The 15,845-nt window shown below is 63.7% G+C and carries 12 protein-coding genes; 7 read left to right on the top strand and 5 right to left on the bottom strand.

What is annotated here, in order from left to right; all coding sequences use genetic code 11:
- Positions 1-3: 3 nt before the first annotated feature.
- Positions 4-999 (bottom strand): peptidylprolyl isomerase, encoded by a 996-nt coding sequence (locus BUA54_RS08450; protein WP_072856807.1) that lies wholly within the window; start codon positions 997-999, stop codon positions 4-6.
- 190 nt (positions 1,000-1,189) lie between these two features.
- Between BUA54_RS08450 and secA the strand changes: the two genes are divergently transcribed.
- From secA to BUA54_RS08435, 3 genes are all read left to right on the top strand, one after another.
- Entirely contained in the window at positions 1,190-3,901 is a 2,712-nt protein-coding gene (secA, locus tag BUA54_RS08445) for a preprotein translocase subunit SecA (RefSeq protein ID WP_072856806.1), read from the top strand.
- A gap of 122 nt (positions 3,902-4,023) precedes the next feature.
- Positions 4,024-5,091 (top strand): hypothetical protein, encoded by a 1,068-nt coding sequence (locus tag BUA54_RS08440; RefSeq protein WP_143155379.1) that lies wholly within the window; start codon positions 4,024-4,026, stop codon positions 5,089-5,091.
- Positions 5,092-5,120: 29 nt separating this feature from the next.
- A complete protein-coding gene (locus tag BUA54_RS08435; RefSeq protein WP_178352729.1) occupies positions 5,121-6,656 on the top strand; it encodes a phosphate ABC transporter substrate-binding/OmpA family protein in 1,536 nt (511 codons plus the stop codon).
- Here the strand turns inward: BUA54_RS08435 and radC are convergent.
- On the bottom strand, positions 6,653-7,414 hold the full coding sequence (gene radC / locus BUA54_RS08430; RefSeq protein WP_072856804.1) for a RadC family protein: 762 nt from the start codon (positions 7,412-7,414) through the stop codon (positions 6,653-6,655). The two genes, BUA54_RS08435 and radC, sit on opposite strands and share 4 nt — an antisense overlap.
- A gap of 112 nt (positions 7,415-7,526) precedes the next feature.
- On the opposite strand from radC, the gene BUA54_RS08425 reads away from it, so the two are divergent.
- On the top strand, positions 7,527-8,570 hold the full coding sequence (locus BUA54_RS08425; protein ID WP_072856803.1) for a DUF475 domain-containing protein: 1,044 nt from the start codon (positions 7,527-7,529) through the stop codon (positions 8,568-8,570).
- A gap of 74 nt (positions 8,571-8,644) precedes the next feature.
- Here the strand turns inward: BUA54_RS08425 and dnaJ are convergent, their stop codons facing one another.
- The 3 genes from dnaJ to BUA54_RS08410 all read right to left on the bottom strand — a co-directional run bounded on the left by dnaJ (position 8,645) and on the right by BUA54_RS08410 (position 12,819).
- Positions 8,645-9,805, bottom strand: a complete 1,161-nt coding sequence (dnaJ, locus tag BUA54_RS08420; protein ID WP_072856802.1) for a molecular chaperone DnaJ — start codon at positions 9,803-9,805, stop codon at positions 8,645-8,647.
- 76 nt (positions 9,806-9,881) lie between these two features.
- Positions 9,882-11,792 carry a molecular chaperone DnaK gene (gene dnaK, locus BUA54_RS08415; RefSeq protein ID WP_072856801.1) on the bottom strand — a complete coding sequence of 637 codons (1,911 nt, stop codon included), beginning with the start codon at positions 11,790-11,792 and terminating at the stop codon, positions 9,882-9,884.
- A gap of 205 nt (positions 11,793-11,997) precedes the next feature.
- Positions 11,998-12,819, bottom strand: a complete 822-nt coding sequence (locus BUA54_RS08410; protein ID WP_072856800.1) for an ABC transporter permease — start codon at positions 12,817-12,819, stop codon at positions 11,998-12,000.
- Positions 12,820-12,975: 156 nt separating this feature from the next.
- On the opposite strand from BUA54_RS08410, the gene cysQ reads away from it, so the two are divergent.
- Genes cysQ through BUA54_RS08395 form a run of 3 tightly spaced genes read left to right on the top strand, consistent with a single transcriptional unit; the run spans position 12,976 to position 15,792 of the window.
- The gene (cysQ, locus tag BUA54_RS08405) at positions 12,976-13,776 is read left to right on the top strand and encodes a 3'(2'),5'-bisphosphate nucleotidase CysQ (RefSeq protein ID WP_072856799.1); all 801 of its coding nucleotides are present in this window, start codon (positions 12,976-12,978) and stop codon (positions 13,774-13,776) included.
- Positions 13,776-14,576: a 3-deoxy-manno-octulosonate cytidylyltransferase family protein gene (locus tag BUA54_RS08400; protein ID WP_072856798.1), complete on the top strand. Its 801-nt coding sequence runs from the start codon at positions 13,776-13,778 to the stop codon at positions 14,574-14,576. Before cysQ ends, BUA54_RS08400 begins: the two co-directional genes overlap by 1 nt.
- A gap of 1 nt (position 14,577) precedes the next feature.
- Complete coding sequence (locus tag BUA54_RS08395; RefSeq protein ID WP_072856797.1) at positions 14,578-15,792, top strand: glycosyltransferase family 2 protein; 1,215 nt, start codon at positions 14,578-14,580, stop codon at positions 15,790-15,792.
- Positions 15,793-15,845 lie beyond the last annotated feature (53 nt).

Raw genomic sequence — 15,845 nt, 5'->3', positions numbered from 1 at the left:
TACTTACTTCTCCAGCAGGTCGAGGTTGGTCAGGACGGAGGGGTCGATGCTGCCCTCTTCCGGCAGGGTGATGTCGGCATTGGCCTTCAACTCCTCGATCTTGGCAAGGATGACGGCTTCCTGAAGCTTGCTGACGATCTCGGGCTTGACCTCCTCCAGCGGCGGGACCGGCTTCTCTCGGGTCTCGTTCAGCTTGATGATGTGCCAGCCGAACTGGGTCTGGACCGGACCGGACACGTCGCCGGGCTTCATGCCGTCCAGCGCCGTCTCGAATTCGGCGACCATCTGGCCCGGTCCGAACCAGCCCAGCTCTCCGCCCGTGGGGCCGGACGGGCCGGTGGAGACCTCTGTCGCGACAGCCGCGAAGTCCTCTCCTTTATTGATCCGTTCCTGCGCGGCCTCGGCGGCCTCTTTCGTGTCGACCAACAGGTGGCTGGCATTCCATTCCGTGACGGGGTTTGCCGTCGCGGCGGCGGTCATCTCGTCATAGGCAGCTTGGACCGCCTCGTCGGTGACGGCGGTGGCGCTCAGGTCGGTGATGACCTCGCCCGCCCGCAGGGACCGTTCCTCGTTCGCCATGGCCCAGACCACGCGGGCCGGCACGTCGGTCAGACTGTTGGACAGCAGCTGCTGCTGCACGACCTGATCAAGGATGCCCTGATAGATCACATCGGGGGGGAACTGGTTATACTGTTGCGGGAGCTGGCTGCGCGCGATGATCATCTGACCAAGGGTAATCTCGGTGCCGTCGACGGTAGCGACGACGGTTGCGGGATCGGCGGTGGCCGGTGCGGTGGTGTCTGCATCCGCGGCGGTGGCGTCCGTTGCTGAAGCCTCCGATGACGGCGCGTCGGTCGAAGGTGCATCGGTCGCGGGGGCTTCCGTCGCAGGTGCCGCGGTGGCGGGGGCCTCTGTCGTGGTGGTATCCTGCGCCTGAACGGCATTCGCGAGGGTCAGCGCCATGGCGGCAGAGCCCAGCAGATAGGTCAGTTTCGACATCGTTTACGTCCTTACTCTCATGCACCCCGGGGGGCGCAACGTTGACAGTTTTCAGCCCGCCCCTTACATCGCTGTCAAGCCTTGAGGGGGCTGGTCTTGCTGCCTTGTCTAAGGGCCTTGGCATACGCCTACAAGCAACCTCCTCTCACATCGGTATCACAGGGGCGGCACAGGTCCGCTTGGAGAGCACATGCTGGGTCTTGGAACGATTGCAAAAAAGGTCTTCGGGACCGCGAACGACCGCAAGGTGAAGGCCGTGCGCCCACTGATCGACCGGATCAACGCACTGGAGCCAGAGTTCGCGGCCCTGTCCGACATGCAGATCAAGGAACGCACCCGCGCATTTCAGGAACGGGCGCGTAGGGGCGAAAGCCTTGATGACATGCTGCCCGAAGCCTTCGCCAATTGCCGCGAAGCGGCGCGGCGTGCGCTGGGGCTGCGCGCTTTCGACACGCAGTTGATGGGCGGGATTTTTCTGCATCAGGGTAACATTGCCGAGATGAAGACGGGCGAGGGCAAGACCCTCGTCGCCACCTTCCCAGCCTACCTGAACGCGCTGTCCGGCAAGGGTGTCCACATCGTCACGGTGAACGACTACCTTGCCCGCCGCGACGCCGACTGGATGTCCAAGGTCTATGGCGCGCTTGGCCTGACCACCGGCGTTGTGGTGCCGCAGCAGCCCGAAGAGGAAAAGCGGGTCGCCTATCAGTGCGACGTGACCTATGCCACCAACAACGAGCTTGGCTTTGATTACCTGCGTGACAACATGCGGTCCGAGCTCAGCCAAATGTATCAGCGCCCCCACAACTACGCCATCGTGGACGAGGTCGACTCGATCCTTATCGACGAGGCGCGGACGCCGCTGATCATCTCGGGCCCGGCGCAGGACCGCAGCCAGATGTATCGCGATATCGATACCATCGTGCCGGGGATCATTGACGATCATTTCACGCTGGACGAAAAGCAGAGGTCGGTGGCCTTTACCGACGAAGGCAACGACTATCTCGAAGAGGCCCTGTCGCGGATCGGCCTGCTGCCGGAAGGTCAGACCCTCTATGACCCGGAAAGCGCCTCTCTGGTTCACCACACCAGCCAGGCCTTGAAGGCGCACAAGCTGTTCGCCAAGGACAAGGACTACATCGTCCGCAACGACGAGGTCGTGCTGATCGACGAGTTCACCGGCCGCATGATGACCGGCCGCCGTCTGTCCGATGGTCTGCATCAGGCGATCGAGGCCAAGGAGGGCGTCAGCATCCGGCCCGAGAACGTGACGCTCGCGTCTGTCACCTTCCAGAACTACTTCCGCCTTTATGACAAGCTGGGTGGCATGACCGGCACGGCGTTGACCGAGGCCGACGAATTCATGGAGATCTACGGCCTCGGCGTGGTCGAGGTGCCGACGAACCGTCCCATTGCGCGTCAGGACGAACACGATCAGGTTTATCGAACCGCGCGCGAGAAGTTCGAGGGCGTGATCAAGGAAATTCGCGAGGCGAATGCCAAGCAGCAGCCGATCCTCGTCGGCACGACCAGCATCGAGAAGTCGGAATTCCTGTCCAACCTGCTGAAGGGCGAGGGCATCCCGCATAACGTTCTGAACGCCCGTCAGCACGAACAGGAAGCGCAGATCATCGCCGACGCAGGCAAACTGGGCGCCGTCACCATCGCGACGAACATGGCCGGTCGCGGCACCGACATCCAGCTGGGCGGCAACGTGGAGCTGAAGGTGATCGAGGCGTTGGACGCAGACCCCGAGGCCAATCCCGACGAGATCCGCCAGCGGATCGAGTCGGAGCATGCAGATGAAAAGAAGAAGGTGCTGGAGACCGGCGGCCTGTTCGTGCTGGCGACCGAGCGTCACGAATCCCGCCGCATCGACAACCAGCTGCGTGGTCGCTCCGGCCGGCAGGGCGACCCGGGGCGTTCGTCGTTCTTCCTGTCGCTTGACGATGACCTGATGCGGATCTTCGGGTCCGAGCGTCTGGACAAGGTGCTGTCGACGCTGGGCATGAAGGAAGGCGAGGCGATCGTGCATCCTTGGGTGAACAAGTCGCTGGAACGCGCGCAGGCCAAGGTCGAGGGGCGCAACTTCGATATCCGCAAGCAGCTGCTGAAGTTCGACGACGTGATGAACGAACAGCGCAAGGTGATCTTCGGCCAGCGGCGCGAGATCATGGAGGCGACTGACCTGTCGGAGATCGCACGCGACATGCGTCATCAGGTCATCGAGGACATGGTCGACGAGCACATGCCGCCGCGCAGCTACGCCGACCAGTGGACGACAGAGGCGCTTTATGCCGACGTGATCCAGAACCTCGGGATGGACGTGCCGGTCATGGCCTGGGCGCAGGAAGAAGGCGTCGATGCCGAAGTCATGCGCGAGCGGCTGGAGCAGGCCTCCGACGAGCACATGGCGAAGAAGGAAGAGGCCTTTGGCGCCGACACCATCCGCAACATCGAAAAGCAGGTATTGCTGCAGACCATCGACGCCAAGTGGCGCGAGCATCTGGTGACGTTGGAACACCTGCGGTCGGTCGTGGGCTTCCGCGGCTACGCGCAGCGCGATCCGCTGAACGAATACAAGACCGAAGGCTTCCAGTTGTTCGAGCGCCTGCTGGATGGCCTGCGCCTCGATGTGACGCAAAAACTGGGTCAAATCCAGCCGATGACCGCCGAACAACAGGCGCAGATGGTGGCGCAACTGCGCCAGCAGCAGGCCGCCTCCGCACCCGCGCCGACGGACACCGTGGAACGCGCGACCTCTGCCGCGACGCCCGGCGACGCCTCGGCCCGCGAAGGGTTCGTCGAGGACGATCCCCGCACCTGGGGCAATCCGGCGCGCAACGATGCCTGTCCCTGCGGATCGGGCAAGAAGTTCAAGCACTGCCACGGCGCACTCTGACCGGTCGTCCTGCCACATTCATGTCACGTTAATACCTTGCCGCGGTCCCCGTCAGGACACCGCGGCAAGTCAGATTGTTTCCGTATCCCACCCGGGTCAGGAGACAGCAGATGAATCAGGTCATGCGCAAGGCACTCACGGCGGGCACGACGTTCGCGATCGCGCTTGGCATCGGATTCGTCATGCAGTACGGCGATGCGCTGGCGTCGCGACTGGGTGTGGATGAACCGATCGGCGGCCCTGAAGCGCGCAGTGCGCGCGACGCGCAAGCAGAGATCCCGGAGGAAACCGTCGCCGTGCTGGCGCCCGCCCGTCCACCGGTCGACCGGGGCGCGTCGTTGCCCGTACCGCAGGAAGCCGCCGTCCCGCAGATGGAAGCCATCCCGCGCCTTGATCAGCCGCAGGACGCTTTGGATGCCGAAGCGGTCGACGGATCGGCCCCCGTGCTTGCGAGGGCCGATGCCCTGCCGGCGGTGGAACCTGACGCTGCGGTGCTGGCGGACGTTGCCGCCTGCTCTCCCGAGATGACGGCAGAAACGCTGCCGCTGGCCATGGTGCGCCTGTCGTTGACAGATGCTTGCCATCCGCAGGCTGCGGTCAAAATCCATCATCGCGGCATGATGTTCAGCGCCCTGACCGACGCAAAGGGTCAGCTGCAGATCGACGTGCCGGCCCTGACGGCACAGGCCCTTTTCATCGCCGACTTCGCCGATGGTCCGGGGGCCGCGGCCGCGATCGTCGTGCCCGACATCGACGACATCGACAGAGCCGTTTTGCAATGGCAGGGTGACGAGGGTGTGCAGGTTCACGCGCTGGAATTCGGCGCCGGCTATGACGATGCCGGCCACGTCTGGTCCGCCAGCACGGGAACGCCAGAGGCTGCAGCCGGAGGAACCGGTGGTTTCATGACCGCACTGGGCGATCCGGCAATCAGCGACGCTTACCACGCCGAGGTCTATACCTTTCCAAGCGGCCATTCAGCGCGCAATGGTCAGGTCATTCTGAACGTGGAAGCCGAGGTGACCAGTGGCAACTGCGGCCGCGACGTGTCCGCTCAAAGCATCCAGATCGCACCCCAACAGGACCCTCATGCCGTCGACCTGACGATGACCATGCCGGACTGCGACGCGATCGGCGAATTTCTTGTGTTGAAAAATATGTTTGCGGACCTGACACTCGCGGCGAAATGACGCCGCAGCGAAGATCGGGACAGAACGTGATGGGCGCTGCGGCAAGGGGACTTGCCGCAGCGTTGCTCTTGTCCGGTCCGTTATGGGCGGGAGAGGTCACAATCACCTCTGCCCATGGCGATCTGACGCTGACGGGACGCATTGCCGGTTACGACGGCACCTACCTTGAAATCGAATCGCCCCATGGCCCGGTGACGCTGGCCTATGCCGGGGTCACCTGTGCCGGGGACGACTGTCCGCCACGCGACGGCTATGTTCCGACCCTGCGCCTGTCGGGAGAGCCGGTGCTGAGCACCCTGCTTTTGCCGGCTCTGCTGACCGGCTATGCCCGCGATACCGGACTGACGCTGAAGACCGGACCGGAGGTAGACGCGGCCACGCCCTATATCCTGCAGGACAAGGGGGGTAAGACGCTGCTGACGGTGCGTCTGCGCGCCGGATCCAGCGCAGAAGCCTTCGCCGATCTGATGACCTTCGAAACCGATATCGCGCTGACCTACCGGGCCGCCAATGCCGGCGAGATCGCCCGCGCGGCCGAGGTAGGTCTTGATATCGGGCCGTCGTCCGATCGCAGCCTGATCCTGGGTGGCGAGGCGCTGGTGGCCATCACCTCGCCGCGCAATCCGCAACGTACGATCGATCCGGCGGCACTCATCGCCGCCTTTGCGGGGCGCATCACCGATTGGCAGTCACTCGGGCAGGAACCGCAACCGCTGACCTTGCACCTTGGCCCAGCCGAGGATGGTCAGGTCGAGGCGTTTCTGGCCCTGCTGCCGCGGCCGCCCGGCGCCGAGATCACCCATCATGCAACCGCCGGCGATCTGGCGGCTGCCGTGGCCGCCGACCCCGGGGCGCTGGGCATCACGCCGCTGCGTGCGACCGGCGTGGCGCAGCCTCTGGGCCTGCGCGACAGCTGCGGGCTGACAATGGTACCGCGTCTTGCCGGCCTCAAGACGCAGGATTATCCACTGACGACGCTGGCTTTCGCCATCGTCCGGTCGCACCGCCAGCCAGACGTCGTGCGCGACCTGCTGCGGTGGCTGCGCAGCCCTGCAGCGCAACTGATCGTGCGCCGGGCCGGACTGTCGGATCAGGGCATCGCGCCGATCCCGCTGGACGATCAGGGCGAACGCATCGCCCACGCCGTCGCCATCGCCGGCCCCGACACATCGCTGCGCGACCTGCAGGCCATGGTGTCACTCATGCTTGACCACGTGCGGATCTCTCTCACCTTCCGGTTCGCCAACGGGACAACGGACCTCGACGTCGCCTCTGCCGCCAATCTGCGCACCTTCGCGCTGGCAATCCGCAACGGTGCCTACGCCGGACGCGATATCCTGCTGATCGGTTTCAGCGACGCGGAAGGAGAGGCGGACGCGAACCGCGACCTGTCGGCCGCGCGTGCCCTTTCGGTCGAGTCGGCACTTCTGACGCTGCTGGGCACGCTCCCCTCCGATGTGCGGATCGGCACCCGCGGGTTCGGAGAGGCCCTGCCGATGGGCTGCGACGACACGAGCTGGGGGCGTCGGATGAACCGCCGGGTGGAGGTCTGGGTGGGGGACTAAAGCAGTCCCTCTGCCCGGAACGACAGCTCTCGGGACTTTCCGATGATCAGATGATCGTGGACCGTCAGCCCCAGCGCCCTTGCCGCCGCCGCGATCTGGGCGGTCATGGCAATGTCGGCCTGTGACGGCGTCGGATCGCCCGACGGGTGATTGTGGACGAGGATCAGCGAGGCGGCATTCAACTCCAAGGCCCGCTTCACGACTTCTCTCGGATAAACGGGAACGTGGTCGATGGTGCCACGGGCCTGTTCTTCGTCCGCGATCAGCGTGTTCTTCGTATCGAGGTAAAGGATGCGAAACTGTTCCGTGTCCCGATGCGCCATCACCGTATGGCAATAGTCCAGCAGCGCGTCCCAACTGCTGACGACATGGCGCGCCATGACCCGGCTGCGCGCCATGCGATGTGCCGCCGCCTCCACCACCTTCAGTTCCACGATCACCGCATCGCCAACGCCCTTGACCTTGCCCAAGGCTGCGGGCGGTGCCGACAGGACCCGGTTGAAATCGCCGAAATGGTCGATCAGAGCCCGCGCGAGAGGCTTGACGTCCTGCCGTGGAATGGCGCGGAACAGGACCAGTTCCAGAAGCTCGTAATCCGGTAAGGCCGAGGCCCCGCCTGCCATGAAGCGATCGCGTAACCGTTGCCGGTGATCGCGGATGTAGGACGGCTGCCGACCGCCGACGGGCGCCGCGGCCTCCGCCTCATCCGAAGCAGCGAAAGTGAAAATCGGCAGGGAATCCTGAAACGCATGTGGCATGGGCGCGATGATGCCGCAGCCTTGATGAACAAAAGATTAAGCTCGCTGCCCCGCTTGCGATGCGCCGCGGAACCTTTAGGTGAGTGGGGATAGAACAAAGGACACCCCGGTTTTGAAAGACGCGCTGATCTACTTCCGCTGGTCCTTGGTCGTGACATTTCTGGGCCTGATACTGGCGGGGGTGCTGGGTTTTGTCCTGCAGGGGGGCACGTCCGGTGCCGTTGCATTCCTGCTGATCGGCACCGTGTTAGCCGTGCTGGAAATCAGCCTGTCCTTCGACAATGCCATCGTGAATGCCAACACGCTGAAACGCATGTCAGAAGTCTGGCAAAAGCGCTTTCTGACCTGGGGGATCCTGATTGCGGTCTTCGGCATGCGGTTGGTATTCCCGCTGCTGATCGTCGTGGTCGCCGCCGGTGTCGGCCCGTGGGAGGCGCTGCACCTGTCGATCGCCGAGCCTGAGCAGTATGCCCATATCATCGAGGAGGCGCACGTTTCCATCGTAGGCTTCGGCGGGGCCTTCCTCATGATGGTCGCCTTGCGGTTCTTTTTCGATGCCGACAAGACCGTCCATTGGATCGCACCGATTGAGCGGGCAGTTGCGCATTTTTCCAACATCCGCGGGATCGAGATGGCCGTCGTGCTGGGCGCGATGATGCTTGTTGCGTGGCTGCTGCCGGAGGCGGACGCCGCGACCTTCCTTTTCGCCGCCGTGGCGGGACTGGTCGTCTTTTTGGCGCTGGACGTGATCGGCTACCTGCTCGATTCCCCTGACGAGATGCTGGAAGGCACTGCCAAGGCCGGCTTCGGTGCATTTCTTTACCTCGAGGTGCTGGACGCCTCCTTCAGCTTCGACGGCGTGATCGGGGCCTTTGCGCTGACGCAGGATCTGCTGCTGATCGCGATCGGCCTTGGGATCGGTGCGATGTATGTCCGGTCGATGACGATCATGCTGGTGGAAAAGGGTACGCTGGCGGAATTCGAATACCTCGAGAACGGGGCGTTCTGGTCGATCCTGACCCTGTCCTTCATCATGTTTGCGCAGACCATGATCGAGGTACCGGAATACGTTACCGGCCTGCTTGGCGCAGGCTTCATCGCCGCGGCCTTCTGGTCGTCGCTTCGGGTCCGCAAACGCGAAAGGTCCCCGGCCTGAACCGGGGACCCTGCATCGGTCAAGAGGCGCTGACTCTCCGATTTTTCTAGAAAAATCGGCGCCAGGGGGCATCGTCAGCCCTTCATCGAATCCCAGAAGCCCTTCACCGACTTGAAGAAGCTCGACCCCTGCGGGTTGTTGTCCTTCGACAGCGTGTCGAACTCCTTCAGTATCTCGCGCTGGCGCACGGTCAGGTTCACCGGCGTCTCGACGTTCAGTTCGATGAACATGTCGCCCGCCGCACCGCCACGCAAGGCCGGCATACCCTTACCACGCAGGCGCATCTGGCGACCGGACTGGCTACCCTCGGGGATCTTCACGCGACTGCGGCCACCGTCGATGGTCGGGACCTCGATCTCTCCACCCAGGGCGGCAGAGGCGATACTGACGGGCACACGGCAGAACAGGTTGCTGGCCTCACGCTCGAACAGCGGATGATCCGCCACTTCGATAAAGATGTAGAGGTCGCCCGCAGGTCCGCCGCGCATCCCCGCCTCGCCTTCGCCGGCCAGGCGGATCCGCGTGCCTGTCTCGACCCCCGCGGGGATATTGACCGACAGCGACTTCTCCTTTTCGACCCGGCCGGCGCCGTGGCAGACATGGCAAGGGTTCTTGATCGTCTGGCCCATGCCGTTGCAGGTCGGGCAGGTGCGTTCGACGGTAAAGAATCCCTGCTGCGCACGGACTTTGCCCATACCCGAACAGGTGGGGCAGGTGACGGGTTCGGACCCGTCGTCGGCACCGGTCCCGTTGCAGTTGCCGCATTGCACGGCGGTCGGCACGGTGATCGTCTTGGCCAGACCCGCGTAGGCATCCTCCAGCTTGACCCGCAGGTTGTAGCGCAGGTCGTTGCCGCGCGTCGCCCGCGCCCGTCCGCCGCCGCCACCGCGCTGGCCGCCCATGAAGTCGCCGAACAGGTCGTCGAACACGTCAGAGAAGGCCGAAGCGAAGTCACCGTTGCCCTGCGCTCCGCCGGGACGCCGTCCGCCACCGCCGCCGCCCATGCCGCCTTCGAACGCAGCGTGACCGTAGCGGTCGTAGGCTGCCTTCTTGTCCGCGTCTTTCAGCACCTCATAGGCCTCGTTGGCCTCCTTGAACTGCTCTTCGGCCTTGGGATTGTCGGTATTGCGGTCCGGGTGCAATTCCTTCGCCTTCTGGCGATAGGCCTTCTTGATCTCGTCGGCGCCGGCGCCTTTGCGCAGTCCCAGCGTCTCGTAGTAATCTCGTTTTGCCATCGTCACATTTCCCCCTTGGGAATGAGAAAAGACCGGCCCGGTTGAAGGGGCCGGTCTATCCCGTCAGGCGAATGCCTTACTTGTTGCGCTTGTCGTCGTCCAGATCCTCGAAGTCGGCGTCGAGGATATCATCCTCGTCAGCAGCCTTGGGTGCGTCGGCATTGTCGCCTTCTTCCGCATCCTGGCTGGCCTTGTAGATCGCCTCACCCAGCTTCATGGCGGATTCGGTGACGTTCTGGATGCCGGACTTGATCTTGTCGACGTTGTCGTTCTCCAGCTCGTCCTTCAGCGCCGCGATCGCCAGCTCGATCGCCTCGATGGTGGTCGGATCGACCTTGGAGCTGTGCTCCTCCATCGACTTCTCGGTCGAGTGGATCAGGCTTTCCGCCTGGTTCTTGGCTTCGACCAGCGCACGACGCTGCTTGTCCGCGTCGGCATTGGCCTCGGCGTCCTTGACCATCGCCTCGATATCCTCGTCCGACAGACCACCCGACGCTTGAATCGTGATGTTCTGCTCCTTGCCGGTGCCCTTGTCCTTGGCGCCGACGGACACGATGCCGTTGGCGTCGATGTCGAAGGTCACCTCGATCTGCGGCATGCCGCGCGGTGCCGGCGGAATGCCTTCGAGGTTGAACTGGCCAAGCATCTTGTTGTCGGCCGCCATCTCGCGCTCGCCCTGGAAGACGCGCAGGGTCACGGCGTTCTGGTTGTCTTCGGCGGTTGAGAAGGTCTGCGACTTCTTCGTCGGGATCGTCGTGTTGCGATCGATCAGGCGGGTGAAAACACCGCCGAGGGTTTCGATACCCAGCGACAGCGGCGTCACGTCCAGCAGCACCACGTCCTTGACATCACCCTGCAGCACGCCGGCCTGGATCGCAGCGCCCAACGCCACGACCTCGTCCGGGTTCACTCCCTGATGCGGTTCCTTGCCGAAAAACTTCGCTACCTCTTCCTTGACCTTGGGCATGCGGGTCATGCCGCCGACAAGGACGACCTCGTCGATATCACCGACCGACAGGCCGGCATCCTTCAGCGCGGCTTGGCACGGCTTGATCGAGTTCTTGATCAGGTCGCCGACGAGGCTTTCCAGCTTGGCGCGGGTCAGCTTCATCACCATGTGCAGCGGCTGGCCGTTGGACCCCATCGAGATGAACGGCTGGTTGATCTCGGTCGAGGAGGACGACGAAAGCTCGATCTTGGCCTTCTCGGCGGCTTCCTTCAGACGCTGCAGCGCCATCTTGTCCTTGGTCAGGTCGACCTGGTTTTCCTTTTTGAATTCGTCAGCCAGATAGTTGACGATGCGCATGTCGAAGTCTTCGCCACCCAGAAAGGTGTCGCCGTTGGTCGACTTCACCTCGAACAGACCGTCGTCGATTTCCAGGATCGTGACGTCGAAGGTACCGCCGCCGAGGTCATAGACCGCGATCGTCTTGGTATCCTTCTTGTCGAGGCCATAGGCCAAGGCGGCCGCCGTCGGCTCGTTGATGATGCGCAGCACTTCGAGACCGGCGATCTTGCCGGCGTCCTTGGTGGCCTGACGCTGGGCGTCGTTGAAGTAGGCGGGCACGGTGATGACGGCCTGCGTCACTTCCTCGCCCAGATAGGATTCAGCGGTTTCCTTCATCTTGCCGAGGATGAAGGCGGAAATCTGGCTGGGAGAATACTTGTCGCCCTTGGCTTCGACCCAGGCGTCGCCGTTGCCGCCGTTCACGACGGAGAAGGGCATGTTCTTCTTGTCCTTCGCCAGTTGCGGATCGTCGAAGCGACGGCCGATCAGACGCTTGACGGCGAAGATGGTGTTTTCGGGGTTGGTGACGGCCTGGCGTTTCGCCGGCTGGCCCACAAGGCGCTCGTCATCCGTGAAGGCGACGATCGACGGCGTGGTGCGGGCACCTTCGCTGTTTTCGATCACGCGCGGTTTGCTGCCATCCATGATGGCAACGCAGGAGTTGGTCGTTCCGAGGTCGATACCGATAATCTTGGCCATATTCAGATCCCTTGTACGTCAGGCGATGTGAGAGGCGCAGACCCGTTGCGGCACCTGCGCCCGTTTGAATGAAAGCGGACAGACCTGCGCCTGTCCGGCTGTCTGGCGTATATAGGGAGGGGGTCTGAAGCCTGCAACAGCCCACGCCGGCCAGATTGCGTAAATTCCGGGCAGCGACCGGCGCAGGCGCAGGCGTGCCTGTATATCAGTTGGCTGCGCCCCAGCTTACCGATGCGCGACGGCGGGTATAGAACTCGCCCAGCAGACCCAGCATCAAAATCACGATTGCAACATAAAGCGGGTAGGTCGGAGAGCTGAAATGCGGATTGTAGTTCAGGAACACGTCGCCGCGCAGCTGGTCGATGCAGTGAAACAGCGGATTCCAGTCGAAGATCGCCAGCATCGACGCAGACAGCGTGTTGGCAAGGAACATCTTGCCCGATGCGATCATATTGACCCGGCCATAGATCGAACTGCCCATGCGCGCGACCTCTGGCGCCCAGGGCTTGATCGCAAGGAATACCGTGCCGATCGCAACCCCTGAAAACCACGCGATCATCAGCATCTCCATGGCGCCGATGGGATTTTCGATCACCACGGGCTTGTAGGTGACATGGTAAATGAACAGCACGACGGTGATCGACAGGAACTGCAGGTAAAGCGAGGACAGCGCCGAGGCGCAGATCGAGATTGCTGTGCTCATCGGGGCGTGCTGCATCATGGCAGAGGCGGGCCCCTCGGACCCGACGACGGCGCTCATCGCCTTTGTATGCGCCATGTAGAGGAAGATACCCGACATGATGTACAGAAGGTAATCGCCCCGCACCGCGGCACCGCGCATGCCCAGCAGCGCGAACATGGCATAGAACGAAGCGATCATCAGCACGGACTGGAAGACGTTCAGCACAAGACCCATCAGCGGATTGCGGTGCGACTTGCGGATGTCGCGGACAGCGCTGTGGTAGATCAATTCCAGCATTCCCAGCGCGGTGCGGGAGTGCGACTTGCGGGTCTGAACCTGAAACATCTGTCGTCGTCCTGTCGTCTGACCCGAAAACCGCAAACCTGTCGCGACCCTGAAACGAAAATCTTGCCGTTCGCCTGACACGGCACCATAACGGCGGAAAGGGCTGATTTTCAATCAATTCAGTGTGTACCCCGCAATTACGGAGAAAGTGAGACCATGGATTTCGAAAAGCTGACGCAGGTCATGCGCCGACTGTCGCTGGAAGCCGGCGACCGGATCATGGAGATCTACGATTCCCCCGACTTCGACGTGCGGTCGAAAAGCGACGACAGCCCGGTCACTGCCGCCGACGAAGCCGCCGATGCCATCATCAGCGCGGGTCTGCGCGAAGCGTTTCCCGACGTGGCGCTGGTGACGGAAGAACAGGCGTCGTCCCATAGCGTGCAGGCCAGCACCTTCCTGATCGTGGACCCGCTGGACGGGACCAAGGAATTCATCAAGCGGCGCGGCGATTTCACGGTCAATATCGCCTATGTCGTCGACGGCGAACCGGTGCGCGGCATTGTCTATGCCCCAGCCAAGGGACGTCTGTTCTATACCACCGCCGACGGCCAGTCGGTCGAGGAGACCGGTCCCTTTGCCAAGGACACCGTGGGCGAGGTGGAACCGTTGGCGGTTACGACCAATCCCGACAACAACGCGCTGATGGTCGTCGCCTCGAAATCCCACCGCGATCAGGCTACGGATGACTATATCGACCTCTACCTCGTCAAGGACATGAAGAGCGCCGGATCCTCGCTGAAATTCTGCCTGATCGCGACGGGAGAGGCCGACCTCTATCCCCGCCTCGGGCGCACGATGGAATGGGACACCGCCGCCGGCCATGCGGTGCTGACCGGCGCCGGTGGCCATGTCGTGCGCTTCGACACGCATGAACCGCTCGTCTACGGCAAGGCCGGCTATGCCAACCCGTTCTTCATTGCCTACGCCCCCGGCGTCGAATTGCAGCGCGCCTGATGTCCGTCCTGATCGTCATACCCGCCCGCTATGCCTCGACCCGGTATCCCGGCAAGCCGCTCGTCGCCCTCCGGGGCGCAAGCGGCGAGGCCAAGACCCTGATTCGCCGCAGCTGGGATGCGGCGATGCAGGTGACGGGTGTCGACCGCGTCGTCGTGGCCACCGACGACGACCGCATCCGGGACGCGGCGCAAGGGTTCGGGGCAGAGGTCGTGATGACCCCCGAATCCTGCCGCAACGGCACCGAACGCTGCGCCGCCGCCATCGACGCCATGGGCGCGAAGTTCGAGATCGTGGTGAACCTGCAGGGCGATGCGCCGCTGACACCGGCCTGGTTCATCTCCGACCTCGTCGCCGGGCTGCGTGCACGGCGCGACGTCGATGTTGCGACACCGGTCCTGCGGACCGAGGGCCGCGCGCTGCGCGGATTTCTGGAAGATCGCCGCGCGGGTCGTGTCGGCGGCACCACGGCGGTCTTCGGGGAACGGCGCAATGCCCTTTACTTCTCGAAAGAGGTCATCCCCTACACCGGCAAGACCTATCCCGACGATGCCGACACGCCCGTATTTCACCACGTCGGCGTCTATGCCTACCGCCCCGATGCCCTGCGCGCATACGGCACATGGCCCATCGGTCCTCTGGAAACGCTGGAGGGGCTGGAGCAGCTGCGGTTCCTTGAACAGGCGCGACCGGTCCTGTGTGTCGAGGTTGACGCGAAGGGCCGGCAATTCTGGGAACTAAACAACCCGGAGGACGTGCCCCGGATCGAGGCGATGCTGGCAGAGATGGGGGCTGACTGACGTGGCGCGCGTCAGTGTGATCGTTGTCAGCAACGGCCGCCCTGACGCCCTACAACGCTGTCTCCTCGGCCTCAGCCAGATCGACCACCCGGACTGTGAGGTGATCGTTGTGGCCGATGCCGTGTCCTTTCCTGCCATCGCGGCCAGCGGTCTGACAGAGGCAATCAAGGCGGTCGCCTTCGAGATACCGAACATCAGCGCCGCGCGGAACGCAGGCCTGTCGCTGGCGGCAGGCGATGTCGTGGCCTTCATCGACGACGATGCGGTCCCGGAACCGCGCTGGTTGTCACACTTGACCGCACCCTTCGACGATCCGGCGGTCGCGGCGGCAGGCGGTTTCGTGCGCGGACGCAACGGGATCGACTTCCAGTGGCGCGCGCGGCTGGTCTTCGCCGACGCACAGACGACGCCGGTCGAGGTCGATCGCGTCAGGCCGACCCTGCTGGCGGGTGGGCCGGGGCGCGCGGTCAAGACCGAGGGTACAAACATGGCGGTGCGGCGCAGCGTGCTGCTGGATCAGGGCGGCTTCGACGAAGCCTTAGCCTTCTACCTCGACGAGACCGACCTGAACATGCGGTTGGCGCAGATCGGTGCAGCCACGGCGATCGTGCCGCTGGCGCAGGTCCACCACGGCTTTGCCGCCAGTCCGCGCCGGCGGGCGGACCGCGTGCCGCGCACGCTGTTCCAGGTCGGCGCCAGCCTTGCTGTCTTTCTGCGCAAGCATGGCCCCTCGGGCCGCGTGACGCCCTGGGCAGGGCGGGCAGAGCAGCGCGGTCGGCTGCTGCGAATGATGGTGGCGGGACAAGTGATGCCGGGCGACGTTCACCGGCTGCTGGCCACCTTCGATGCCGGTTGGGAGGATGGCATGGCGCGCCCGGTGGCGCAGCACCCTGTCTTGCCTGCGCCGCCGCCATTCCTGCGATTTCCGACGGGTCCGCGGCCCCATCGCGTCATTCTGGCCCGTTCATGGCGGGCCGGTGCGGGCCGTGCGGCGGCGGCGCAAGCGGTCCGCGACGGCGCCATCGCCTCGCTCTACATCCTGTCCCCCACGGCCCTGTTCCACCGTGTCCGGTTCACTGCCGACGGGGTCTGGGAACAGACCGGCGGACAGTTCGGCAAGTCGGACCGGTCAGGGCGCCTGTTCCAGCCATGGCGCGCGAACGCTCGGGTCAGCCATGAAGTGGCGCGTCAACAGGCGCAGCGTCTGCCGGCTTAGCAAGAGTTTTCCATGCAGGATGGATCCAAACCGGTTCCGCCTTGGTTAATTCA

Origin of the sequence: Loktanella atrilutea (assembly GCF_900128995.1) — a bacterium.
Taxonomy (GTDB): Bacteria; Pseudomonadota; Alphaproteobacteria; order Rhodobacterales; family Rhodobacteraceae; genus Loktanella; species Loktanella atrilutea.
The sequence above is the reverse complement of the archived record's forward strand: the minus strand, read 5'-3'. Positions and strand labels throughout refer to the sequence as shown.